Origin of the sequence: Streptomyces showdoensis (assembly GCF_039535475.1) — a bacterium.
Classification (GTDB): Bacteria; Actinomycetota; Actinomycetes; order Streptomycetales; family Streptomycetaceae; genus Streptomyces; species Streptomyces showdoensis.
Genome location: NZ_BAAAXG010000027.1, coordinates 160,295 through 184,200, shown reverse-complemented (window position 1 = coordinate 184,200; position 23,906 = coordinate 160,295). Strand labels below are relative to the sequence as shown.

Genomic DNA, 23,906 nt, shown 5'->3' with positions numbered 1-23,906 from the left:
GACACACGGTGGGGCGGCTGACCGGCGGGGATCCGTCGCTGCTGCGGCGGATCAACTCCGCGGTGGTACTCCATGCGCTGCGGGGCTCCGACGCGCTCACGCTCACGGACCTGACCCGGGTCACGGGTCTGTCCCGGCCCACGGTCGAGGGGGTGACCGAGGGGCTCATCGAGGGTGGCCTGGTCGTCGAGGCGGCGCCCGAGGAGGGCGAGGCCCGGCGCCAGGGGCGGCCGGCCCGGAGGTTCCGCTTCCGGGCGGAGGCGGGGCATCTGCTGGGCGTCGAGATCGGACCGCACCGCGTGGCGGCGCTGATCTCCGGTCTGGACGGGCGGATCATCGGCGCCGGCTCCCGCGAGGTGTCGGAGACGGCCCCCGAGGACGAGCGCCTCGACCGGGTGCGGACGGTGGTGGCCGACGTGCTGCGCAGGACCGGGGTGCCCCGGTCGAACCTGCGGGCCGTCGGCGTGGGCACGCCCGGGATCGTGGAGGCGGACGGCACGGTCCGCCTCGGCACCGCGCTGCCCGGCTGGACCGGTCTCGCGCTCGGCGAGCGGCTGCGGCGTTCGTTCCGCTGCCCGGTCATCGTGGAGAACGACGCGAACGCGGCGGCGGTCGCCGAGCACTGGAAGGGGGCCGCGAGCGATTCCGACGACATCGTCTTCGTCCTCGCCGGGCTCAGCCCCGGCGCGGGTTCGCTGATCGGCGGCCGGCTGCACCGCGGCTACGGCGGGGCGGCCGGGGAGATCGGGGCGCTGCACCTGCTCGGCCGGGGCGTCACCCCCGAGCATCTGCTCTCGACCACGGACGAGCCGCTGCACCCGCTGGACGAGCAGGCGGTGGCCGAGGTGTTCGCGCTGGCCAAGCAGGGCGACGCGCGGGCCGGGGCGGCCGTGGAGCGGTTCATCCAGCGCCTCGTGCACGACGTGGCGGCGCTGGTGCTCGCGCTCGACCCGGAGCTGGTGGTGATCGGCGGCTGGGCGGCCGGTCTGGACGGGGTGCTGCAGCCGCTCCGCGAGGAGCTGGCGCGCTTCTGCCTGCGGCCGCCGCGGGTGGTCCTGTCGATGCTGGGCGAGGCGGCGGTGGGCACGGGCGCGCTGCGGCTGGCGCTCGACCACGTCGAGGAGCAGCTGTTCGCGGTGGACGGCACGGTGTCGGCCCGCCGCTGAGGCGGTCCGCACCGCGCGGGTGCCCCTCGCGCAATGCCGTCGGGCCCGTGTCCGGCAGCCGTGGTCACGGCTTCCGGACACGGGCCCGATGCGTGGTGCGAGGGGGGTGCGCGGTGAGGTGCGCGAGGGGTCAGGAGGCCATGACCATTTCCCCGGAGTCGCCGAAGGTGAGCTTGCAGGTGTCGGCGCGGTACGTGGCCACGGAGACGGCCGCGGTGCCGCCCTCCGAGAGGTAGCGGGTGGTGACGACGAGGACGGGCGCGCCGGGCAGGCGGTCCAGCTCCCGGGCGTCGTCCGCGCGCGCGGAGCCGAGTTCGACGGAGCGGTCCTGCCCGTCGAGGGCGAGGCGCTGGAGCTCGCGCAGGACGGAGCGGGCGCGGTCGACGCCGCCGGGCACCTCGACGGCGCCGAGGCCGGGGACCGAGCCGGAGGGCACGTAGAGCAGTTCGGCGGCGACCGGCTGGCCCTCGGTGACGCGCAGGCGGCGCACCACGTGGACGGGCTCGTCCGCGGTGATCTCCAGGAGGCGGGCGACGGCGGCGGGCGCCGTGCCGGCGGCGGAGTCCACCGACTGCCAGGTGTCCTCGCCGACACCGGGCCAGGTGTGCTGGGTGGTGGAGACGTCGACGCCGACCCGGGGCGGGGCGACGGTGGTGCCGACGCCGCGGCGGCGCTGCAGGCGGCCCTCCAGCTCCAGCTGCTCCAGGGCCTGGCGGAGCGTGGCGCGCGCGACGCCGAAACGGGCCGCGAGTTCGCGCTCGTTGGGCAGGATCTCCCCGACCGCGAAGTCCGAGTCGAGGGCTTCGCCGATCACGGTCTTGAGGTGCCAGTACTTCGGCTCCGGTACTGATTCCAGCTGCGTGGTCCCCACCCTGATCCTCCGCACATTCGCCGTGTCCCGCGGCGTTTTTCCGCGCCCTTGTTTATTAAAGGTTCCTGCACTAACTCTGCGACCATAAGGCGCCGCACACCCTTGGTCAAGACCAATCCTCCGCCGAACGACCCCGAATGTGACCCTCTGACCTAGATCGTTCACAGGACGTTCGTGTCGTGGAGAACCCCTCGCAGCAAAACGCCCCGCCCCGGACCGCGAACGGGTCCGGGGCGGGGCGGGTCGGGGGCCGGCGCGGGGCGGGCCGAGGTCAGTCGAGGGCGAGGCCCTGGAGCTTGTCGGGATTGCGCAGGATGTAGACGCAGGCGATCCGTCCGTCGCGGATGTCGATCTGGAAGACGGAGTCGACCTTGCCGTCGACCAGGGCGACCAGCGCCGGCCCGCCGTTGACCTCCGCGAAGCGGACCCCGAAGGAGTCGTCCGTTCCCTGGGAGATGGCGACCAGGAAGCGGCCGATCTTGTCGGCGGTCTCCATGACCCGCAGCGGGGCCTTGGACTTGCCGCCGCTGTCGCCGACCAGCCTGACGTCCGGGGCGAGCAGGGTGAGCAGCCCCTCGAGGTCGCCGCTCGACGCGGCGGCGAGGAACCGCTCGGTGAGATCGCGCCGTTGGACCGGGTCCACGTCGTAGCGCGGCCGGCCCTCGTCGACGTGCCGGCGGGCCCGTCCGGCGAGCTGGCGGACGGCTGCCTCGCTGCGGTCGAGGGTGGCGGCGATCTCCGCGAAGGGGAAGCCGAAGGCCTCCCGCAGGACGAAGACGGCGCGTTCGAGCGGGGAGAGGGACTCCAGGACGACGAGGAGCGCCAGGGAGACGGAGTCGGAGAGCAGGGCGCGCTCGGCGGTGTCGGGCACGGACGGCCCGAAGTCGGTCACGATCGGCTCGGGCAGCCAGGGGCCCACGTAGGACTCGCGGCGGGACTGCACCTGGCGGAGCCGGTCGATGGCGAGCCGGGTGGTGATCCGGACGAGGAAGGCGCGGGGCTCGCGGACCTCGGAGCGGTCGTCGGCGGACCAGCGCAGCCACGCCTCCTGCACCACGTCCTCGGCGTCGGCGGCGCGGCCGAGCATCCGGTAGGCGACACCGGTGAGCATCGGGCGGTGTTCTTCGAACAGATCGGTCGGGTCGGTGAGGATGTCGGTCGGCACGGTGCCATCCCAGCTCACGCCACGGCCCCTGTCCAGTTTCCGGCTCTGCTCTTGAACTCGACTCTACCCACCGGTAATTGTTGCTGACAGGGTGTCTACAGTGTCTACGGGGTATCCCACGACAGGAGCGACCGATGTCCGCACAGATCTCTTTCCCCGTGGAGTCCCCCGGCGGACCGCGCACGGTGACCCTCGCCTACGAGCGCCGGGGCCGGGGCGAGCCCCTGCTGCTGCTCCACGGGATCGGCCACCACTGGCAGGCCTGGGAGCCGGTGCTCGACGTCCTCGCGACCGAGCGGGACGTCATCGCGGTCGACCTGCCGGGCTTCGGCGCCTCCCCCGGCCTGCCCGAGGGGTACCGGTACGACCTCGGCACCGTGGCGCCGGTGCTCGGCGCCTTCTGCGCGGCGCTCGGCGTCGAACGGCCGCACGTGGCCGGCAACTCGCTCGGCGGCCTGCTCGCCCTGGAGCTCGGCCGCGAGAAGCTCGTGCGCTCGGTGACGGCGCTCTCCCCGGCCGGCTTCTGGTCGGAGGCCGAACGGCGGTACGCGTTCGCGACCTTGCGCGCCATGCGGGCCGCCGCACTCGCGATGCCCGTCCCGCTGATCGAGCGCCTCTCCCGCAGCGCGGCCGGCCGGACCGCGCTCACCAGCACCATCTACGCGCGCCCCGGGCGCCGTTCACCCGAGGCGGCCGTCGCCGAGACGCTCGCCCTGAGGGAGGCGACCGGCTTCCACCAGACCCTGGCGTCCGGCGGGAGCGTGCTCTTCACCGACGACGTCCCCGCCGTGCCCGTCACCGTCGCCTGGGGCAGCCGCGACCGGCTCCTGCTGCGCCGCCAGGGCGTCCGGGCCAAGCGGGTCGTCCCCGGCGCGCGCCTGGTCCGGCTGCCGGGCTGCGGTCACGTCCCCATGAACGACGACCCGGCCCTCGTCTCCCGGGTGATCCTCGACGGCAGCCGCCCCGCCGCCTGACCCCTTGCGGGAGAACAGGCCCGTGCCCAGGGCCGCCCCGGCCCCCACGAGGAGGCTTCCGGCGGCCTGGGGCGGCCCGAAGGAGCCGTGCGCGACCGCGACGGCGGTCAGCGCGGCGGCCACCGGGATCGCTCCCGTGTAGAGAGTGGCCCTCTCCATACCGATGCGCTGGACGCCCATGTAGAAGAGGACGAAGCCGACGACCGTCGCGAGCGCCGCCTGCCACACCAGGGCGCCCGCCTCCACGCCCGTCGGCACGCGCAGCGCGTCGGTCCCGTCCACGACCAGGCCGAGCAGCGCCGACTCCACCGCGGCCACCCCGCACACCACCGCCGTCAGGAGCTTCGGCCCCAGCGGGCGCAGCACCGGCACCGCCAGGACCGTGAAGCCCACCTCGCCCGCCAGGGCCGCCACCGACCAGCCGAGGCCGGCGAGGTCGGTGCGGCCCCAGCCCTGGACGGTGAAGGCGCCCGCCGCGACGAGCAGCGCGCCGTACAGCACCGGCCGGGCGGGCCTGCGGCCCTCCGTCAGCGGGACCAGGACGGCGACGACGACCGGCGCGCAGCCGACCAGGACGCCCGGCACCGCGGGCTCCGCGGTCCGCTCGGCGGCGAGGACGGCCAGGTTGAAGCCGACCATGCCGACGGCCGAGATCAGGGCCAGCCGCAGCCAGTGCCGCACGGTCAGGGCACGCAGCGGGGCGAGGGCGCCCCGGCCGACGAAGGGCAGCAGGAGCAGGCAGGCGGCGGCGTAGCGCAGCGCCTGCCCGCCCGCGTACGGATAGGCGCCGAGCAGGCTGTTGGCGGTGAAGGAGGCGCCCACGAGGGCATAGGCGACGGTCACCAGGAGGGCGCCGCGCAGGGAGTTCGCGTTCATGGTCCCGACGCTAGGAAGCGGCGCTCTCCGCATTAAGGTCCACTTCCATGACGTCATCGGGGACCACTTGGAGCGCGGGCGAGGGCCGGGGGGCCGCGGCCGGCACCGCTCCGGCGCCCGCTCCCCCGCAGCCCGCCTGGGAGTTGCTCCTCCCCGCGGCGGGTGCCCCCGCGCGCGGGCGCGGGCGGGCCCTCCAGGAGGCGCTGCGGGAGGCGGTGCGCGCCGGCCGGCTCGGCCCCGGCACCCGGCTGCCGTCCAGCCGGGCCCTCGCCGCCGACCTCGGGGTCTCGCGGGGCCTGGTGACCGAGGTGTACGAGCAGCTCACGGCCGAGGGCTATCTGCGCAGCGACCGGGGCTCGGGCACCTGGGTGGGCGGCGCCGCGCGTTCGGCCGCGCCGGGCGCACGGGACCTGGCGCCGCGCGCGCCGGGAGTGCGGGTGGACTTCCGGTCCGGCACGCCCGACCTGGCGCTCTTCCCGCGGGCCGCGTGGGGCGCCGCCCAGCGGGCGGTGCTCTCCGAACTGGCCCACCGGCAGCTCGGCTATCCCGATCCGCGCGGGCTGCCCGAGCTGCGCACCGCGCTCGCCGCGCTCCTGGCGCGCAGGCGCGGGGTGGCGGCCGGTCCCGAGCGCCTGGTGGTGTGCTCGGGGGTGGCGCAGGCGACGACGCTGCTGGGCTTCGTCCTGCGGGCGCGCGGGCTGGACACGGTGGGCGTCGAGGATCCCGGAAGCCCGGAGCACGCCCGGCTGTTCGCCGCCACGGGCGTGGACACGGTGTGGCTGCCGGTCGACGGCGAGGGCCTGGAGCCGGGACCGCTCGCCGCGTCCGGGGTGCGGGCGGTGGTGGTGACGCCCTCGCACCAGTTCCCGTCCGGGATCGCCTACTCGGCGCGGCGGCGGGCCGCGCTCCTCGACTGGGCGCGGTCCGTGGACGGCTTCGTCCTGGAGGACGACTACGACGGGGACTTCCGCTACGACCGGGCCCCGGTGGGCGCGCTCCAGGGCCTCGACCCGGAGCGCGTCGCCTACGCGGGCTCGGTGAGCAAGTCGCTCGCGCCCGGGCTCCGCCTGGGCTGGATGCTGGTGCCGGAGGCGCTGCTGGACGAGGTGGTCGAGCGCAAGCGCACCATGGACCTCGGCAACCCGGCCCTCGACCAGGCGGTCCTCACCCGCTTCGTGACCGAGGGCGGCTACGACCGCCAGCTGCGCCGCTGCCAGCGCGCCTACCGCGAGCGCAGGGACGCCCTGGTGGCCGCCCTGGAACGGCACTTCCCGGGGAGCGGCGTGAGCGGCATCGCGGCGGGCCTCCACGTCATCGCCCACCTGCCTCCGGAACACGGCCCGACCCCGCGCTTCCTGGAGCGCGCCCGGGCGGCGGGGGTGGCCCTGCGCCCCTTGGCGGACTACGGCACGGCCCGCCCGACCGACGGCACGGTCCGGCTCGTCCTCGGCTACGCGCACCTGACGCCGGGGGAGATCGCCCGGGGGGTGGAGCTGATGGCGGAGGGGCAGGGGGTGGGCTGACGGAGGGCGGGGCCCTAGGGGAACGGCCCGATGGGCACGGTCCTATGGGGAACGGTCCGAGCGGCACGGTCCTAGTGGGATGGTCCGAGCGGCACGGTCCTTGTCGGAACGGTCCGAGCGGCACGGTCCTTGTCGAACGGTCCGATGGGCACGGTCCTCCGGGCCCGGCCCGGCAGGGGACGCCCGACCGGGGAGGCCGGGGCCCGGTCGGCCGCCCGCCGCCCGCTCGCCCGCCGCCCGCTCGCCCGCCGCCCGCTCGCCCGCTCGCCCGCCGCACGGTGACGCCGCCCCAGGACACCTCCCCCGGAGCGTTGTTCACACGGGGTTCGGCTCCTCGCCTCTCCCGGGCGCTAGGCATGGGGGCGGCCCATCCCGCCGAATCCCCGGAGGCGCTTCGATGTCCGACCGCACGCCCGCCCCTTCCCCCGCCCGCCGTACGGTCCTGCGCGGATCGCTCGCCGCTTCGACCGCCGCCCTCACCGTCGGCGGGGGCGCGTTCGCGAGTCCGGCGCTCGCGCTCTCCGGGCGCCCGTCGGCCGCGTGGGGCGTGCAGACCGGCGACGTGACCGCCCACTCGGGCCTGGTCTGGGTCCGCTCGGACCGGCCGGCCCGCATGATCGTCGAGACCTCGTCCGGCGAATCGTTCCGCCGCGTCCGCCGCCACTACGGTCCGCTCCTGGGTCCCGGCACCGACTTCACCGGCACCACCGCGCTGCGGGGCCTGCCGGCGGGCGAGCAGGTCCACTACCGGGTCACCCTGGCGGACCCGGACGACCCGCGCCGTACCGGGGAACCGGTGACCGGCACCTTCCGCACGGCCCCGGAACGGCGCCGCGACGGGGTGCGGTTCCTCTGGTCGGGCGACATCGCCGGGCAGGGCTGGGGCATCAACCCGGACATCGGCGGCTTCCGCGCGTACGAGGAGATGCGCCGGCTCGACCCCGACTTCTTCCTGTGCAGCGGCGACACGATCTACGCGGACGGGGTCATCCAGCCCAGCGTCACGCTCCCCGACGGCCGGATCTGGCGGAACGTCACCACCCCCGAGAAGTCCAAGGTCGCCGAGACCCTGGACGAGTACCGCGGCAACTTCCGCTACAACCTCCTCGACCACAACGTGCGCGCCTTCAACGCCCAGGTGCCGTCGATCGTGCAGTGGGACGACCACGAGGTCCGCAACAACTGGTACCCCGGCCAGATCCTGGACGACCCGCGCTACACGGAGAAGGACGTCGACGTCCTCGCGGCCCGCGCCTCGCGCGCGTTCGGCGAGTACTTCCCGGTCTCCACGCTCCACGCGCGCGGCGCCGAGCGCCGGATGCACCGGGTGGTGCGGTACGGCCCGCTGCTGGACGTGTTCGTGCTCGACATGCGCTCGTACCGCAACGCCAACTCGCCGGGCCGGCAGGCCGACGACACCACCGGCATCCTCGGCGCGGAGCAACTGGAGTGGCTGAAGAGGGAGCTGAGCCGCTCGCGCGCGGTGTGGAAGGTGATCGCCGCGGACATGCCGCTGGGCCTGGTGGTCACGGACGGCGCCACCGACTTCGAGGCGGTCGCGCAGGGCGATCCGGGTGCCCCGCTCGGGCGCGAGCTGCAGATCGCCGAGCTGCTCCGCTTCATCAAGCACCGGCGGATCACCGGCACGCTGTGGCTGACGGCGGACGTCCACTACACCTCCGCGCAGCACTACGCGCCGGAGCGCGCAGCCTTCCAGGACTTCGCCCCCTTCTGGGAGTTCGTCTCCGGACCGCTGGCGGCGGGCGGCTTCCCGGCCAACAGGCTGGACGGCACGTTCGGCCCCGAGCGGGTCTTCGTGCGGGCGCCGGAACGGGCCAACCTGTCGCCGATGGAGAGCCCGCAGTACTTCGGCGAGGTCGACATCGACGGCGGCAGCGGGGAACTGACGGTCCGGTTGCGCGCCGAGGGCGGCACGGTGCTGTTCTCCAAGGTGCTCCAGCCGGGCCGCGTCGGACAGTAGTTCCGGGGAGAGCGGCCGGTCGGAGGCGGTCCCGGCGGATTGTCAGTGGCGGGTCCTACCGTCTTCCCCATGACGCGATCCGTACAGGCGCTCGCCTACGCACGCCCTTCCGCGCTGGAGTCCCTGGGCTCCGGCCGGCTGCTCGGACTGGAGACCTCCGGGGGCCTCACGCCGCACGGCGCCGAGGCACGTCCCCGGTTCTTCACCGGCTTCCTCAGCTCGCCGCAGATCGCCGCGCGCGGCCTGCTGGCGGTCGCGGACGTGGCCGCGGCCCGGTACTACCAGCGGATACGGCCGGGTTCGCTGGACCCGGTGGTGACCGGCAACGGCGACCGGCTGCGTTTCGAGTCCTTCTCGGGCTGCGGCGGGGTGTACGCGCGCCTGGACGTGCTGAGCGCGGGCCTGGACGGCGCGGAGACGGGCCACGGCACGACCAACGTGGACGTGAACAACCCGCTGCGCGAGGCGCTCTCCCGGCTCACCGGCGACGACCCGCTGCATCTGCGGGTCGGCCCCGAGGAGTTGGCGGTGACCACGCTCGACGGCCCGGTGGTGGAGAAGAAGGTGCCGCTGCCGGACCGCTGGCTGCGGGGCTTCGCGGAGGCGCAGGTCGCCTCCGCCGGATTCGACCTGCGCGCCGAGCTGTCCGGCGCGGAGGCGGTCCGCTTCCTCCGCTCGCTGCCGCGCTCGCAGGCCCGGGGCGCCGCCCCGATGTGGGTGGTGCCGTCCGGCCGGACGCTGCGGCCCACCACGCGGCCGGTCCCGGGCGCCGTCTGCCTGGCCGGGCCCGACCGGCTGGTGGCCCTGGAGCGGGTGCTGCGGCACGCGACGGCGCTGCGGGTGTACGGGCCGGTGCCGGACGGCGGTCCCGTGCCGAGCGCCTGGGAGGTGGAGCTGCCCGGGATGCGGCTCACCCTGACCCTGTCGCCCGACCCGGCGCGCGGCTTCTCCGGCGAGGGCGGTGTCCTGGAGGCGCTGGCCACCGAGGAGGCGGCGGGGGACGCGGAGCTGGTGTCGGTGCTGCTGGCCTGGGAGCCGCGGATCGACCCGGCCGATCTGGCCGAGCAGGCGGGGCTCTCCGTGGAGCGGGTCCGGGCCGCGCTGACCCGGCTGGGCACGGCCGGGCGCGTGGGCTACGACGTGGCCGACGCGGCCTACTTCCACCGGGAGCTGCCGTACGACGCGGACCGCGCCGAGCGGCACAACCCTCGGCTGGTAGACGCTCGGGGCCTGCTGGCGCACGGCGCGGTCACCCTGGACGGCGAGCTCGCCACGGTGGTCTCGGCGGACCGGCGCTACCGGGTGCGGGAGTCGGCCGACGGGCGGCTGAGCTGCACCTGCGCGTGGTGGGCCGAGTACCGGGGGCGGCGGGGGCCGTGCAAGCACGCGCTCGCGGTGCGGATGGCCCGGCGGGGCGCGGCCGTCGGCACGCCGGTCGCCACCGCGGGAGGCGCGCGATGACGGAGGTCGGCACGAGGGGCGGTACGGACATCACCACGGGCACGGGACAGGGCACGGTCATGGAGCGGGACAGCGGCACGGACAGCGGCACGGGCGTCGGCGAGGGGGCCGGCACGGGGACCGGAGCCGCGGTCGCCCAGCTGCTCGACGCGGTGCGGCAGGGGCGCGGCGGGGACGTGCCCGGGCTGCTCACGGCGCTGGACGCGGCCGGGCGCAAGGCGGCGGTGCCGGAGCTGAAGCGGCTGCGCAAGGAGGTCCGCGGCTGGGACTGGGGGCGGTGGCGGGCACAGCAGCGGGTGCGGGGCGCGCTGCGGATCGCGGGCGCCGGCTGCATCACGGGGGCGGCCGCCGCCGCGGACTGGATCGGCGGGCGCGACTTCCAGGAGTCGGGCGACGGGGGTCGCGCGGTGCTGGGCGTGCTCTCCGGGCGCGACCGCGCGTGGCTGACGGAGGTGACCCGGCGGCTGGCCGAGCGGCCGACGGTGGCGGAGGAGGAGTACGCGCTGGTCCACGGACTCGTGCTGCTGACCGGCTGTCCCGCGCCCGCCACGGACGCCTACGTCCGCGGCTGGACCGGGGAAGTGACCGGCCGGGACCTGCTGGCGAGGCTGCGGCGCGATCCGCAGACGCCGGTCCTCGTCCCCCGGCTCCTCGACCTGACCGAGGCCCCGGAGCCGGTCACCTGGCAGACCGCCGCCGGCCAGGACGGGCACTGGCCCTCCGCGCTCGCGGCCCTCGCGGGCGAGGGGCTGCTCGACCGGGCGGCGCTGCTGGACACCTGTGCGGCCCGGCTGCTGCGGGGCGGCCGGCCGCGCGATCTGCGGCTGCCGCTCGCCCTGCTCCAGCTCCTCGGGGCGACGGAGGAGGAGCGGCGGGCCCGGATCCCGGACTGGCTCGGCATGGCGGCCGACGGTCCATCGCCCGTGGCCGCGTACGCGCAGGAGGTCCTGGCGGGACTCGCGCTGGAGGGCGGGCTCCCGGTGCGCGAGCTGGCGGAGCTGTCGGGCTCGGTGCTCTTCCGCACCGAGAAGAAGCTGGTGCGGGCCCAGTTGACCCTCCTCGCCAAGGTGCTGCGCCGGGAGCCGGGAGCGGCGGCCGAGCTGCTGCCGGTGGTGACGGACGCGTTCGGGCACGAGGACACGGCGATCCAGGAGCGGGCCCTGAAGCTGGTGGGGCGCCATCTGGGCGACGTGGACGAGCGGGTGCGCGAGGAGCTGGCCGGGGCGGCGGCGCTGCTGAGCCCGGTGCACCGGGCGGCGGCGGCCGGGGTGTTCGGCGCGGAGGCCTGCGGCGAGGCCCTCCCGTACGAGGAGGTGCTGCCGCCGGTGCCGGAGCCGCGTCCGGTGGCCGCGGCGGCCGGGACGGTAGCCGAGCTGGTCGAGGAGCTGGTCGCCCTGGTGCGGCGTCCCGGCGAGCCGGAGGAGTTCGAGCGCGCCCTGGACGGTCTCGTACGGCACGCGCGCGGGGACCGGGCGGGGCTGACGGCGGCGGTGCGGGAGACGTTCGGCGACACGTACTGGATGAACGACTCGCGCCACGTCACCCAGGGCCTGATCGGGCTCCCGGTGGTGATCGCCGCCGTGGCGGGCGCCGTGTCACCGTCGCGGATCCACGACGGGCGCCGGATGACGACCGCGTCCTGCGGTCACGCGGGGCTGGGCGGGGTGGTCGAGGCCCGGCTGTGGGAGGCCGCCTGGCTGGTCGTCACGGAGTCGCCGGTGCCGTTCCTGCTCGCGACGCCGACCGTGCACACGGGTGCGCTGGATCCGAAGGTGCTGGTCGAGCGGTTGCGGGCGTACCGGGACGCGGGCGTCGATCCCGCTCCCGTCGACCTGGCCCAGGCGCTGCTGCGGGTGCGGAAGGCCGGTCCGATGGCGCGGGCGGCCGCCGGGGAGGCGGCGGCGCTCGGCACCCGGGCGGGCGAGCGGCTCGCGGACTGGCTGACGGCGGACGTGTCCCTCACACCCGCGGTGCGGTTCGTGAGCAGGGGGCCCGACGTCCGCTCGCGGCGGTGGTGGCTCGCGGACCGGATCGTGGTGGCGGTGCGGGAGCGGCGGGCGATACGGGAGGAGTTCCCGCCCGTGTTCCAGTGGCTGGGCGGCGAGACCGCCGAGTCCGCCCACCGCTGCCGCCACTGGTCGGAGCAGCAGCGCCCGCAGTGGCCGGCCGTGCTGCCCGACGACCGGGAGACCCTGGCGGTCTGGCTGCTGCCGCTCGTGACCGACGGGGCCGAATGGGACTACCGCGGCACGGCCTGGGGGCTGACCGCGCTCGCCGAGGGCGACGGGCCGGTGGGTCCGGCGGTGCGGGCGGCGATCGCCGTGGGGCTCGGTAGCCGGCACGCGGAGGACCGGCTGACGGCCGTCGACGCCCTCCTGGTGCTCGCGGCCCGCGGCGAGCTGGACGCGGCGGCGCTCGGCGAGCGGCTCGCGACGCTGATGGCCGAGGGGACGGTGAAGCCGAACCGGCTCGCGGACGCGGCCCGCACGGCGGCGGCGACCGGGGCGTACGGCACGGTGTGGGCGGTGCTCGCGGAGCTGCTGCCGGGGGTGCTCGCCGCGCCGAAGCCGGTGCGCGGTGCCGGGGACCTGCTCGCGGTGGCCGCCGAGTGCGTCGAGCGGTGCGGGGCCGCGGGCGTGGTGCCGGGTCTCGCGGAGGCGGCGGCGCGGTCGGGTTCCTCACAGGCGGTGACGCAGGCGCGGCGGCTGCTGAGCGCGCTCGGACACGGGGGCGATCAGGCCGCGTCTTAATCAGTCGAAATCAGCCACAAAGCCAGCAGATAGGCACTTAACCCGTCGGTCACAAAGCGTTCGTGATCACGCAACACCGCTGGGTCACAGTGAGGTCATGGACGCTATGACCCCCAGGAAGAACGCCCGCCCCACCCACCGCTGGCGGCACGACGTGATCGAGCTGGCCGCGATGTTCACCGCCGTGGTGGTGGCCGACTCGATCGCCAAGACCATCGCCAAGGGCCCCGACGGCCCCTACCTGCTGGTGTTCTCGGCGATCGCGCTGGTCGCCACCGCCGCCTTCCACACCTGGTGGGCGCGCCGGCACAGTCATGCGCCTCCCGCCGACGATCCCGGTGGCAGCGGGGAAGCCCCGCTGCCACCGGCCGCCGTCACCGGGACCGGTCCCGTGGAGGAGTCCGCGGGCACGGTCCTGTGGCGGATGCGGACCACGGTCCGGGACGCCCCGGGCAGCCTCGCCGCGCTGTGCGCGGTGCTGGCCCGGCACGGCGTCGACATCCTGACCCTGCAGACCCATCCGCTCGCCGACGGGACCGTCGACGAGTTCCTGCTGCGGGCGCCCGCCGAGCTCCAGACGAACGTGCTCACCCGGGCCGTCGCCACGGCCGGCGGCAGCGACACCTGGACCGAGCGGGCCGACGCCCACGACCTCGTGGACACCCCGACCCGGGTACTGGGCCTCGCCACCCGCACCGCCCTCGACTCGGCCGAACTCCCGCTGGCCCTGCGCCAGCTGCTCGGCCGGTGCACCCTCCACTCCGTGCCCGCCGTCTCCCTCAGCGGCCGCCCCAACGGCGAGACCGCCCCGGTGGAGGGCGTCCTGGAGGAGACGACCATGCGGCTGCGCGACCCGAACGGCGGCTCGCTCGTCATCGAGCGGCCCTATCTGCCGTTCACGCCGACCGAGTTCGCCCGGGCCCGCGCCCTCGTCGAGCTGGACGCCCGGCTCGGCCCGCGCGTCCCGCGCAGCCAGGACGTGCTCACCCTGCCCGAGGGCAACGAGATCACCGTGCGCCGCGCCGACCAGCGCGACCTCGGCGCCGCGCGCGCCATGCACGACCGCTGCTCCGAGCGGACCCTGCGGCTGCGCTACCACGGCCCCGTCGGCGACGCCGACCGCTACCTCGACCACCTGCTGAGCCCGCGCTTCGGCCGCACCCTCGCGGTGCAGACCGCCTCCGGGCGGGTCGTCGCCCTGGGCCACCTGCTCTGGGACGGCGACGAGACCGAGGTCGCCCTCATGGTCGAGGACGACTGGCAGCGCCGCGGCATCGGCGCCGAACTCCTCGGCCGCCTGGTGGCGATGGCGGAGGAGGCCGGCTGCGACAGCGTCTACGCGGTGACCCAGTCCTCCAACACCGGGATGGTCGCCGCCATGCGCGGCCTCAACCTGCCGCTGGACTACCAGATCGAGGAGGGCACCCTCGTCATCACCGCCCGGCTCGGCGGACGCCCCGCGGAGCTGCGGGGAGCGGCCGAGCACCCCGTTCACCAGTCCGCCGAGCACTGAGCCCCGGCGGCACGGTGAGGGGTTACCGGTCCGTAGCGAAAAATCACCGTGCCAGGTCCGGCCCGTGGCCGATTCCGCGGCCCCGGACGCGCTCGTTCCCCACCTGCCCCGTCCGTCCCGGCGGGGTGGGCCCGGGCGGGTCGCACCGGCCTGATCCCGGGGCGCCGACTACGGCTGGATCCGGCCAAACTCGGCCCGGATCTCGAAGGACCACCGCTCGTCCGGGTCCCCCCGCAGCGGCCTGAACCCGTCGGTCCGTCCCTCGCGCGCGGCGGTCCGCGACCGGATCCGGGGATCCCGTACCCACCCGCCGGAACGGCCGCCCCCGCGCGGTGCGCGGCCGTCCCCTGCCCCGCCGACCTGCGGCGTCCCGTCCCCGACGCGTGCGGCCCGCGGCGTTCGGCGGCCCGGGCCGCGAGTCGGCCGGACGTCCGGCGGGGGTCCGGCACACCGCCGCCGCCGACCGTCCCCGGCGCTCCTTTGTCAGCCGACTGAGATCGATTGAGGGTGACGCGGGGAGCGTGCACGGGCGAGGATGAGCCTCATGCCAGAGACTTCCAGCACCGTGCTTCCCCGCCAGGTCGCCGACGCATACGTCGACGCACTCATCGAACTCGACCCGATCACCGGTACCTACCTGGGAGTCAAGGAGAGTTCGGGTCTCCTGCCCGACTTCTCCCCCGCCGGCCAGGAGGCCATGGCCGACCTCGCCCGCCGCACCCTCGGCCTCCTCGACGAGGCCGAGCGGCGGCCCGGCGCCGAGGACGAGGCGGAGCGGCGCTGCGCCCGGCTGCTGCGGGAGCGGCTGGACGCCCAGCTGATCGTGCACGACGCGGGCGAGGGCCTGTGCGCGGTGAGCAACCTCCGCTCGCCCGCGCACAGCGTGCGCATCTCGTTCACGGTGCTCCCCACCGAGACCGAGGAGGACTGGACGGCGGTCGCCCAGCGGCTGCGCGCGGTCCCCGCGGCCCTGGAGGGCTACCGCGCCTCCCTCGCCCTCGGTCTGGAGCGCGGGATGCTCGGCGGCCCCCGGGCCACCGCCACCTTCGTCGGCCAGCTCACCGAGTGGGCGGGCGCGGGCGGCACCGGCGAGGACGGCGAACCCCGCGGCTGGTTCGAGGAGTTCGCCTCGGGCGCGGACGAGCCGGTCGCCAAGGAGCTGCGGGCCGAGCTGGCGGCGGCGGGCGCCGTCGCCGACCGGGCCGTCGCCGGACTGCGGGACTGGATGCGCGACGTGTACGCCCCCGCCGTGGCCGGCGCCCCGGACACCGTGGGCCGCGAGCGCTACCGCCGCTGGTCGCGCTTCTTCAACGGCACCGACCTGGACCTGGACCAGGCGTACGCGTACGGCTGGTCCGAGTACCACCGGCTGCTCGGCGAGATGCGGGGCGAGGCCGAGCGCATCCTGCCCGGCGCGGGCCCCTGGGAGGCGCTCGCCCACCTCGACGAGCACGGCACCCACATCGAGGGCGTCGACGAGGTCCAGGCCTGGCTGCAGCAGCTGATGGACGAGGCGATCAAGTCCCTGGACGGCACCCACTTCGAACTCGCCGACCGGGTCCGCCGGGTGGAGTCCCGGATCGCCCCGCCCGGCGGCGCCGCCGCCCCGTACTACACCGGCCCGTCCGAGGACTTCTCGCGCCCCGGCCGCACCTGGCTGCCGGTCGACGGGCAGACCCGCTTCCCCGTGTACGACCTGGTGTCGACCTGGTACCACGAGGGCGTGCCCGGGCACCACCTGCAGATCGCGCAGTGGGCGCACGTGGCCGACCGGCTGTCGCGCTACCAGGCGACCATCGGCAAGGTGAGCGCCAACACCGAGGGCTGGGCGCTCTACGCGGAGCGGCTCATGGACGAGCTCGGCTTCCTCGGCGACGCCGAGCGGCGGCTCGGCTACCTGGACGGCCAGATGATGCGGGCCTGCCGGGTGATCGTCGACATCGGCATGCACCTGGAGCTGGAGATCCCGGCGGACTCGCCGTTCCACCCGGGCGAGCGCTGGACGCCGGAGCTGGCGCAGGAGTTCTTCCAGCGGCACAGCAGCCGCCCGCCGGCCTTCGTGGAGAGCGAGATGACCCGCTATCTGTCGATGCCGGGCCAGGCCATCGGCTACAAGCTGGGCGAGCGCGCCTGGCTGCTCGGCCGGGCCAACGCGCAGGCGGCGCACGGCGAGGCCTTCGACGCCAAGGCCTGGCACATGGCCGCCCTGTCGCAGGGCCCGCTCGGCCTGGACGACCTGGTGGACGAGCTGTCGCGGCTCTGACCGGCGTGCGCCGGCCGGGCGGTCCGCAGCGGGGGGCGGTCCCCGGGGGCGGCTTGCGCTCCCGGGGATTTCCCTGCAAGGTCACGCCCATGACCAGCGGATACATCCCGGACGCCACGGACTGGCGGATTCTCGACGCGCTCCAGGAGCAGGGCCGGGCCAGCTTCGCCGAACTGGCCCGCGCGGTGTCCATGTCGGCCTCGGCGGTGACCGAGCGGGTACGGCGCCTGGAGGAGGCCGGGGTGATCACCGGGTACACGGCGGTCGTCGACCAGGAACGGCTCGGCCTGCCGATCCTCGCCTTCGTGCGGCTGCGCTACCCCCACGGCAACTACAAGCCCTTCCACGACCTCGTCGCGGCGACGCCCGAGATCCTGGAGGCGCACCACGTGACCGGCGACGACTGTTTCGTCCTCAAGGTCGCCACCCGGTCCATGAAGCACCTGGAGGAGATCTCCGGGAAGGTGGGCGCGCTCGGCTCGGTGACCACCAGCGTCGTCTACTCCTCGCCGCTCCCCCGCCGCGCGATCAGCCGCTGAGCGCTTCCCCTCCGGTACGGAGCCGCACCGCGGAGCCGTGCCGGTCCTTGACGACCTCCAGCTGGGCCGGGATGCGGCGGCGCAGGTCGCCGACGTGGCTGACGATGCCGACGCTGCGGTCCCGTTCGCGCAGCGAGTCCAGGACGTCCAGGACCTCGTCGAGGGTCTGGTCGTCGAGGCTGCCGAAGCCCTCGTCGATGAAGAGGGTGTCGAGCCGGACGCCGCCCGCCTCGTCGGTGACCACGTCGGCCAGGCCGAGGGCCAGGGCGAGGGAGGCGAAGAAGGTCTCGCCGCCGGAGAGGGTGGCGGTGTCCCGCTCGTTGCCCGTCCAGGCGTCGACGACGTGCAGCCCGAGCCCGGCGCGCCGGCCGCCGCTGCGGGCGTCGGAGTGGACCAGGGTGTACCGGCCCGAGGACATCCGCTGGAGGCGCGCGGTGGCCGCGGCGGCGACCTGTTCGAGGCGGGCGGCCAGCACGTACGACTCCAGGCGCATCTTGCGCTCGTTGTCGGCGGAGGTGCCGGCGGTGAGGGCGGCGAGCCCGGCCACCCGCTCGTACTCCTCGCGCAGCGGCCCGAGGCGGCGGGCCTCGGTGTCGGCCTGGCGGGACAGCCTGGCCAGTTCGGTGCTCCGCTCGCGTACGGCGGAGAGGGCGGCGGCCGCTTCGCGCAGGGCGCGTTCGGCGGCGGCGTGGGCGGTCCCGGCGGTCCGCGGGTCGGCGGGCGGGAGCCCGGCGGCGGCCGCGGTGGCGGGCTCGGCCAGCCGGTCCGCGACGGCGGCGGCCTCGGCGTCCCAGGCGTCGACGCGCTGCTGGAGGCCACGGCGGGCGGTCTCGTCGAGGAGGGCGGCGGCGGCCTCGGCCGGGGTGTCGAAGCCGTTGCGGAAGGCGGCGTCGGCGAGCCGGTCGTCGGCCTGCTTCAACGCCCTCGCGGTCTGCTCCGCGGCCCGCACGGTCTCGACGGCCCCGGTCAGCAGGGCGATGCGCCGCTCCAGGACCGTGGCGTAGGCGGCGATGCTGCCGGACTCGCCGCGGGTGCGGTCGAGTTCGGCCTCCAGCAGGCCGTGCTCCTGGTCGAGCGCCTCGCGGCGCGAGGTCCGTCCGGCGACCCTCCGCTCGGCTTCGCGCTGGGCGGCGAGCCGCTCCTCGTACTCCCGCTCGGCGCGGTCCAGCGCCTCCCGGGCGGCGTGGGTCCGTGCGGCGAGCGCGTGCGCCTCGGCGTGCTCGCGGGTCAGCTCCTCGACCCGGTGGGCGAGTTCGGCGACGCTCGGCCCGGCCCCGGTCCCGGCCCCGGTCCCGGCCCCGGTCTCGGCGTCCGCGCCGGGGTCCGTCGCGAGGGCCTCCCCGGCCGCCGCTTCCAGGGCCCGCTCGGTGCCGGCGACGGCGGTCTCGGCGGCGGTGCGGGCCTCGTCGGCCCGGGTGTAGACGGCGTAGGCCGCGTCCTCGGCGGCGCGGTCCACGTGGTCGGCGGTGGTGCGGGCGGGGGCCGGGTGGGCGGCGGAGCCGCAGACCTGGCAGGGGGCGCCCGGTTCCAGGGCGGCGGCGAGCTCGGCCGCGATGCCGCGCAGGCGGCGGGACTTGACGTCCAGCCAGCTCTCGTGGGCCTCGTTGCGCCGCTCCCGGGCGGTGGTGAGCCGGTCCCGGGCGGCGGCGAGCTCGCGGGTCAGCTCGTCGCGGCGGCGGGCCGCGGCGAGCCGGCGGCGGGCGGGGTCGAGGCGGCCCGCGAGGTGTTCGGCGCGCGCCGTGGCGTCCTGGGCGGCCTCCACGCGCCGCTGGAGCCCGGCGCGGTGCGGCTCCCAGCCGGCCAGCCAGGCGGCGGCGTCCTGGAGGAACTCCTCGTCGGCGCGGGCCTCCCGGTCCAGGGTGGCGCGCTCGGCGGCCAGTTCGGCACTGCGCCGCTCGGCCCGGCGGGCGGACTCCAGGCCGCCGAGCTCCTCGCGGAGCCGCCGCTCCAGGGCGGAGAGCTGCTCGGTGCCGGCGTCGGCGAGCTCCGCCGGGAGGCCGGAGCGGGCGCGGCCGAGGGCGGCGCTCGCCGCGCGGTGCGCGCGCTCGGCCTCCTCGCGCAGATCGAGGGCGGGGGCGACCCGGTCCGCCTTGAGGGAGCGGTCCAGGGCCCGCTGCCCCTCGTCGCGCCGGGGGCGGTGGGCGGCCAGCTCCTCGCGGCGGCGGACCGCGTCGGCGTACCGGCTCTGGCGCTCGGCGAGCTCGCGGGCGGCGTCGAGGGCCGCGCGGGCGGCGGACTCCCGCCGCTCGGCGGCGGTCAGGCGCAGGCTCGCGATGTCCAGCTGCTCGCGGGCCTCGCTGCGGGCGAGGGCGGCCCGGGTCCGGACGGCCTCGGCGAGGCCCGGCTCGCCGGGGCGCTCCGCGACGGCCGCGCCCCCGTCGCCGGCGGCCTGGGCCATCCGGTGGGAGAGGGCGAGCAGCCGCTCGTCGCCTTCGCGCACCTGGTGCTCGGCGGAGCGGCGGAGCTCGGCGAGACGGTCCTCGACGGCCGCGAAGCGGCGGGTGTCGAAGAGCCGCCCGAGGAGCCGGCCGCGGGCCTCGGCGTCGGAGCGCAGGAAGCGGGCGAAGTCCCCCTGGGGCAGGAGCACGACCTGGCAGAACTGCTCCCGGCTCATGCCGAGGAGCTGGGTGATCTCCTCGCCGATCTCCTGGTGGGACTTGCTGAGGCCCTGCCACTCGCCGGTCTCGGGGTCGTAGTGGCGCAGCCGGCTCTGGGCCTTCTCGGTGGTGAAGCCGCCGCCGCGCTTCTTGGGGCGCTGCTGGGCGGGGCTGCGGGTGATCTCCAGGCGCCGCTCGCCCACGGTGAGTTCGAGGACGACCTCGGTGGACGTGCCGAGGGGGGCGTGGTCGCTGCGCAGGCTGGTGCCGGGGGCCTGGCGGGCGCCGGGGACGGCCCCGTACAGGGCGAAGCAGACGGCGTCGAGGACGGAGGTCTTGCCCGCGCCGGTGGGTCCGTGGAGCAGGAAGAGCCCGGCCGTCGACAGGGCGTCGAAGTCGATCTCCTGGGTGGTGCCGAAGGGGCCGAAGGCGGTGATCGCGAGGCGGTGCAGTCTCACCGGCCGCTCACCTCCCGCTCGGCCGCGTCCACCCGGACGTCGTCGAAGGCGCCGTACAGGACCGCCCGTTCGGCGCCGTCGGGGCCGGTGCCGCCGCGCACGTGGGCCACGAAGTCCTCCGCGATCTGACGGTCGTCGCGGCCCTGGAGCCGCCGGGCGTAGGAGACCAGCGGGTCGCCCTCGGTGCGCTCGGGGTCGAAGACCAGGTTGAGGGTGTGCGGGAAGCGCTCGGCGAGCCGGGCCATGGGCTCGGCGGGGCGCACCGGGTCGGTGAGGGTCGCCTCGACCCAGGACTCCTCGTGGCGGGCGAGTCCGGGGTCGGCGAGCAGGTCGTCGAGGCGGCCCCGGATCCGGGCGAGCGGCCGGGGTACGGGGCAGTCCACGCGCTCGGCGGCCGCGACGGTGCCGTCGGCGCCGAGGTCGATCAGCCACATGGTCTTGCGGTGGTCGGTCTCGGAGAAGGAGTAGGCGAGCGGCGAGCCGGAGTAGCGGATCCGGGGGGTGAGGGTCTGGCTGCCGTGGAGGTGCCCGAGCGCCACGTAGTCCACGCCGTCGAAGACGCCGGCGGGGACGGAGTCGACACCGCCGACGGTGATGTCGCGCTCGCTGTCGCTGGCCTCGCCGCCGGCGACGAAGGCGTGGGCGAGGACGACCGAGCGGGTGCCCTCGGGGCGGGTCGCGAGGTCGGCCCGGACCCGGTCCATGGCGGCGGAGAGCACCGCCTCGTGGCCGGCCTTCTCGGCGCCGAACTGCTCGCGGACCAGGGCCGGTTCGAGGTAGGGCAGGCCGTAGAGGGCGACGTCTCCGTGGGCGTCGGCCAGGACGACGGGGGTGCCGGCCCCGGCCGGGTCGGTGCGCAGGTGGATGCCCGCGCGCTCGATGAGCCCGGCCGCGACGCCGAGGCGGCGGGCCGAGTCGTGGTTGCCGGAGATCATGACCGTCGGCACGCCGGCGTCGGCGAGCCGGTGCAGGGCGGTGTCGAAGAGCTCGACGGCGGCGAGCGGCGGCACGGCCCGGTCGTACACGTCGCCCGCGACGAGGACGGCGTCCACGGCGTGCTCGCGCACCGTGGCCACCAGGTGGTCGAGGAACGCGGCCTGGGCGTCGAGCAGGGCGACCCGGTGGAACGAGCGGCCCAGGTGCCAGTCCGACGTGTGCAGAAGCCTCATGATCCCTGAGCGTATCGGTGGGGTACGACAGCGGCGGCCGCTTCGCGCGGGCCGCTGCGGGGGCCCGGGCGGGCGGGCGGCCCGGGGCGGCGGCCTGAGGGGTCACGCATCGCCGTACGCCTCTCCCCCGAGTTCGAGGCCGGCGGTGCCCGCCGTCACGTCGGCGAGCCAGGCCGTGAACTGCGTCACGTCGGCGTCCGGCAGCCCGATCTCGATGCTGACGGCGGCCCCGTAGCTCACCTCGCGGACGGAGCGCCCGGTGGCGCGGAGATCGTTCTGGAGCTTGCCCGCGCGCTGGTGGTCGACGGTGACGGTGGCGATCCGGTAGCGGTGCCGGGTGACGGTGCCGAGCGCGTCGAGGGCCTCGCCGACGACCCCTCCGTACGCGCGGATGAGGCCGCCCGCGCCGAGTTTCACGCCCCCGTAGTAGCGGGTGACGACGGCGGCGACGTACCGCATCTCGCGGCGCAGCAGCATCTGCAGCATGGGGACGCCCGCGGTGCCGCCGGGTTCGCCGTCGTCGGACGCCTTCTGGACGGAGGCGTCGGCGCCGACGACGTACGCGAAGCAGTTGTGGGTGGCGGTGGGGTGCTCGCGGCGGATGCGCGCGACGAACTCCTGCGCCTCCTCCTCGGTGGCGACGGGCGCGAGCGCGCAGATGAAGCGCGATCGGTTGATCTCGGACTCGTGGACGCCCTCGCCGGCGAGCGTGCGGTACTGCTCCTGCATCCCGCCAGCCTAAGCGCCCGGCTCGGGAACACCGTCCCGGCCGTGACGGTTGCACGCTCCGGAAGACCCCATGACAGCGTCACGGCCCCCCAGGAGGCGGAGCATGTACGGCAGCCCGGAGACCATCCGCAGGATCCTCACCGAGAGCGGCGACACCTGGGCGGTCGTCGGCCTGTCCAACAACGAGCGGCGGGCCGCCTACGGGGTGGCGGCCGTGCTGCAGCGCTTCGGGAAGCGGGTCGTGCCGGTCCACCCCAAGGCGGAGACGGTGCACGGGGAGCAGGGGTACGCGTCGCTGGCCGACATCCCGTTCCCGGTGGACGTGGTCGACGTCTTCGTGAACAGCGAGCTGGCGGGCGCCGTCGCGGACCAGGCGGTCGCGGTCGGCGCCAAGGCGGTGTGGTTCCAGCTCGACGTGGTCGACGTGGAGGCGTACGCCCGGACCCGCGAGGCGGGCCTGGAGATGGTCATGGACCGCTGCCCCGCCATCGAGATCCCGCGCCTCGGCTGACCTCGGCCGGGCCGGACCCGGACGCCGGGCCGGACCCGGGCGCCGGGCCGGACCCGGGCGATCCGGCCGGACTCGGGCGGCCCGGCCGGACTCGGGCGACCCGGCCGGCCCCCGCCCGGCCGCAAGGGACCCGGAAGGCCGCAAGGCACCCGGAAGGCCGGGCCTGACCCGGGAGGCCTCAGCCGGCCTCCAGACCCAGCCCCTCCAGGACGACCGCGCCCGGCAGCTCCGCGAAGGCCTTGCCCGGCACGAGGAGCTTGCCGCGCCGCCGTCCGCTGCCGACCAGCACCCAGGGGAGGTCGACGACGGTGGCGTCCACCAGGACCGGCCAGCCGTCGGGCAGGCCGAGCGGGGTGATCCCGCCGTACTCCATGCCGGTGTCGCCGGTCGCGGTGTCCATCGGCGCGAAGCGCACCTTGCGGGAGCCGAGCTCCCTGCGGACGACGCCGTTGACGTCGACCCGGGTCGCCGAGCGCACGACGCACGCGGCCAGGGTCGTGGTCTCGCCGCGCTTGCCGGCGACGATCACGCAGTTGGCGGAGGCGTCGAGGAGCTCCGGTCCGTGGTGCTCGACGAAGACCGCGGTGTCGGCGATGGCCGGGTCGGTGTCGACGTAGAGGATCTCGCCCGCGGGGACGCCGCCCCGCCAGGCGCGGACGGCGGCGGCGACCGGTTCGGTCAGCAGCTCCAGGCAGTCGGGGGCGGGCCGGACGTCGTCGAAGTCTCCGAGGGGTGCGCGCATGCCGGTCACGCTAACAAGTCGGCGCGTCCCGGCGGCCGTTCGTCTCAGCGTACGGGCGGGATGGACACCGCCAGCGTCATCTCGACCGTCTGCTCGCCGTCGTTGCGGTAGGCGTGCGGCACGTTGCCCTCGAAGACGGCGGAGGTGCCGGCCGGGAGGGCGTGCTCCTCGCCCTCGACGACCAGGGTGAGCGTCCCGGCCGTCACGTGGAGGAGTTCGGTGGTGCCGTCGGGGTGCGGGTCGGAGGCGGTGCCGTCGCCCGGCATCAGGGTGTAGGACCACAGCTCCAGGGGCCCGCGGGCCTCGGTGCCGACCAGCAGGGTGGTCTGGCTGCCGGTGGAGGTCGACCACATGCGGACGGCCTGGCCGGGCGGGACGAGCCGGACCTGGGGCCCCTGCTCGTAGTCCAGGAGCGTCGTGATGGAGACGCCGAGGGCGTCGGCCAGCTTCACGGTGGTGCCGACGCTGGGGTTGGTGCGGGCCTGCTCGATCTGGATGATCATGCCCCTGCTGACCCCCGCCCGGGCGGCGAGCGCGTCCAGGGTGAAGCCGCGTTCGTTGCGCCAGCGCTTCAGGTTCCGGGCGAGCGACTGCGTGAGCTGATCGAGGTCCGACACA

At 75.8% G+C, this 23,906-nt stretch carries 18 protein-coding genes and 1 pseudogene; 11 read left to right on the top strand and 8 right to left on the bottom strand.

The window, feature by feature from the left end; genetic code table 11:
* The first annotated feature begins 8 nt into the window (after positions 1-8).
* Positions 9-1,166, top strand: coding sequence for an ROK family transcriptional regulator (locus ABD981_RS33685; RefSeq protein WP_046907726.1), 1,158 nt, complete (start codon positions 9-11; stop codon positions 1,164-1,166).
* A 130-nt stretch (positions 1,167-1,296) separates the two neighbouring features.
* Here ABD981_RS33685 and ABD981_RS33680 read toward each other — a convergent pair whose 3' ends face one another.
* Both ABD981_RS33680 and ABD981_RS33675 read right to left on the bottom strand, forming a co-directional pair.
* Entirely contained in the window at positions 1,297-2,037 is a 741-nt protein-coding gene (locus ABD981_RS33680; protein ID WP_046907727.1) for a GntR family transcriptional regulator, read from the bottom strand.
* Between the two features lie 271 nt (positions 2,038-2,308).
* The gene (locus tag ABD981_RS33675; RefSeq protein WP_382747817.1) at positions 2,309-3,220 is read right to left on the bottom strand and encodes an RNA polymerase sigma-70 factor; all 912 of its coding nucleotides are present in this window, start codon (positions 3,218-3,220) and stop codon (positions 2,309-2,311) included.
* 116 nt (positions 3,221-3,336) lie between these two features.
* On the opposite strand from ABD981_RS33675, the gene ABD981_RS33670 reads away from it, so the two are divergent.
* Positions 3,337-4,176 carry an alpha/beta fold hydrolase gene (locus ABD981_RS33670; protein WP_123954454.1) on the top strand — a complete coding sequence of 280 codons (840 nt, stop codon included), beginning with the start codon at positions 3,337-3,339 and terminating at the stop codon, positions 4,174-4,176.
* A gap of 39 nt (positions 4,177-4,215) precedes the next feature.
* Here the strand turns inward: ABD981_RS33670 and ABD981_RS33665 are convergent.
* Positions 4,216-4,815 (bottom strand): annotated as a pseudogene (locus ABD981_RS33665) (EamA family transporter); the annotation flags it as partial.
* Between the two features lie 284 nt (positions 4,816-5,099).
* Between ABD981_RS33665 and pdxR the strand changes: the two are divergent.
* The 8 genes from pdxR to ABD981_RS33625 all read left to right on the top strand — a co-directional run bounded on the left by pdxR (position 5,100) and on the right by ABD981_RS33625 (position 17,082).
* Positions 5,100-6,575, top strand: coding sequence for a MocR-like pyridoxine biosynthesis transcription factor PdxR (pdxR, locus tag ABD981_RS33660; protein ID WP_046907729.1), 1,476 nt, complete (start codon positions 5,100-5,102; stop codon positions 6,573-6,575).
* A gap of 144 nt (positions 6,576-6,719) precedes the next feature.
* Entirely contained in the window at positions 6,720-6,857 is a 138-nt protein-coding gene (locus ABD981_RS33655; RefSeq protein WP_345530483.1) for a hypothetical protein, read from the top strand.
* A gap of 115 nt (positions 6,858-6,972) precedes the next feature.
* Positions 6,973-8,556, top strand: a complete 1,584-nt coding sequence (locus ABD981_RS33650) for an alkaline phosphatase D family protein (protein WP_046912372.1) — start codon at positions 6,973-6,975, stop codon at positions 8,554-8,556.
* 69 nt (positions 8,557-8,625) lie between these two features.
* Entirely contained in the window at positions 8,626-10,017 is a 1,392-nt protein-coding gene (locus tag ABD981_RS33645; protein WP_046912373.1) for an SWIM zinc finger family protein, read from the top strand.
* On the top strand, positions 10,014-12,767 hold the full coding sequence (locus ABD981_RS33640; RefSeq protein WP_240495496.1) for a DUF7824 domain-containing protein: 2,754 nt from the start codon (positions 10,014-10,016) through the stop codon (positions 12,765-12,767). Before ABD981_RS33645 ends, ABD981_RS33640 begins: the two co-directional genes overlap by 4 nt.
* Positions 12,768-12,873: 106 nt before the next feature.
* A complete protein-coding gene (locus ABD981_RS33635) occupies positions 12,874-14,280 on the top strand; it encodes a GNAT family N-acetyltransferase (protein ID WP_046912374.1) in 1,407 nt (468 codons plus the stop codon).
* A 544-nt stretch (positions 14,281-14,824) separates the two neighbouring features.
* Positions 14,825-16,543 (top strand): DUF885 domain-containing protein, encoded by a 1,719-nt coding sequence (locus tag ABD981_RS33630; RefSeq protein ID WP_205628333.1) that lies wholly within the window; start codon positions 14,825-14,827, stop codon positions 16,541-16,543.
* Between the two features lie 89 nt (positions 16,544-16,632).
* Positions 16,633-17,082, top strand: coding sequence for an Lrp/AsnC family transcriptional regulator (locus ABD981_RS33625; protein ID WP_046912376.1), 450 nt, complete (start codon positions 16,633-16,635; stop codon positions 17,080-17,082).
* Here ABD981_RS33625 and ABD981_RS33620 read toward each other — a convergent pair.
* The 3 genes from ABD981_RS33620 to ABD981_RS33610 form a co-directional block, all read right to left on the bottom strand.
* Complete coding sequence (locus ABD981_RS33620; protein WP_345530482.1) at positions 17,072-20,137, bottom strand: AAA family ATPase; 3,066 nt, start codon at positions 20,135-20,137, stop codon at positions 17,072-17,074. The genes ABD981_RS33625 and ABD981_RS33620 overlap by 11 nt on opposite strands.
* Positions 20,134-21,306 (bottom strand): exonuclease SbcCD subunit D, encoded by a 1,173-nt coding sequence (locus tag ABD981_RS33615; RefSeq protein ID WP_046911590.1) that lies wholly within the window; start codon positions 21,304-21,306, stop codon positions 20,134-20,136. The genes ABD981_RS33620 and ABD981_RS33615 overlap by 4 nt, the downstream gene beginning before the upstream one ends.
* 102 nt (positions 21,307-21,408) lie before the next feature.
* Positions 21,409-22,035 carry a YigZ family protein gene (locus ABD981_RS33610; RefSeq protein ID WP_046911589.1) on the bottom strand — a complete coding sequence of 209 codons (627 nt, stop codon included), beginning with the start codon at positions 22,033-22,035 and terminating at the stop codon, positions 21,409-21,411.
* 103 nt (positions 22,036-22,138) lie between these two features.
* On the opposite strand from ABD981_RS33610, the gene ABD981_RS33605 reads away from it, so the two are divergent.
* A complete protein-coding gene (locus ABD981_RS33605) occupies positions 22,139-22,546 on the top strand; it encodes a CoA-binding protein (protein WP_046911588.1) in 408 nt (135 codons plus the stop codon).
* Positions 22,547-22,724: 178 nt separating this feature from the next.
* On the opposite strand, the gene ABD981_RS33600 is transcribed toward ABD981_RS33605, so the two are convergent.
* Together ABD981_RS33600 and ABD981_RS33595 are read right to left on the bottom strand one after the other, a co-directional pair.
* Positions 22,725-23,288 (bottom strand): YbaK/EbsC family protein, encoded by a 564-nt coding sequence (locus ABD981_RS33600; RefSeq protein ID WP_046911596.1) that lies wholly within the window; start codon positions 23,286-23,288, stop codon positions 22,725-22,727.
* Between the two features lie 44 nt (positions 23,289-23,332).
* The gene (locus ABD981_RS33595; protein WP_046911587.1) at positions 23,333-23,905 is read right to left on the bottom strand and encodes a helix-turn-helix domain-containing protein; all 573 of its coding nucleotides are present in this window, start codon (positions 23,903-23,905) and stop codon (positions 23,333-23,335) included.
* Position 23,906 lies beyond the last annotated feature (1 nt).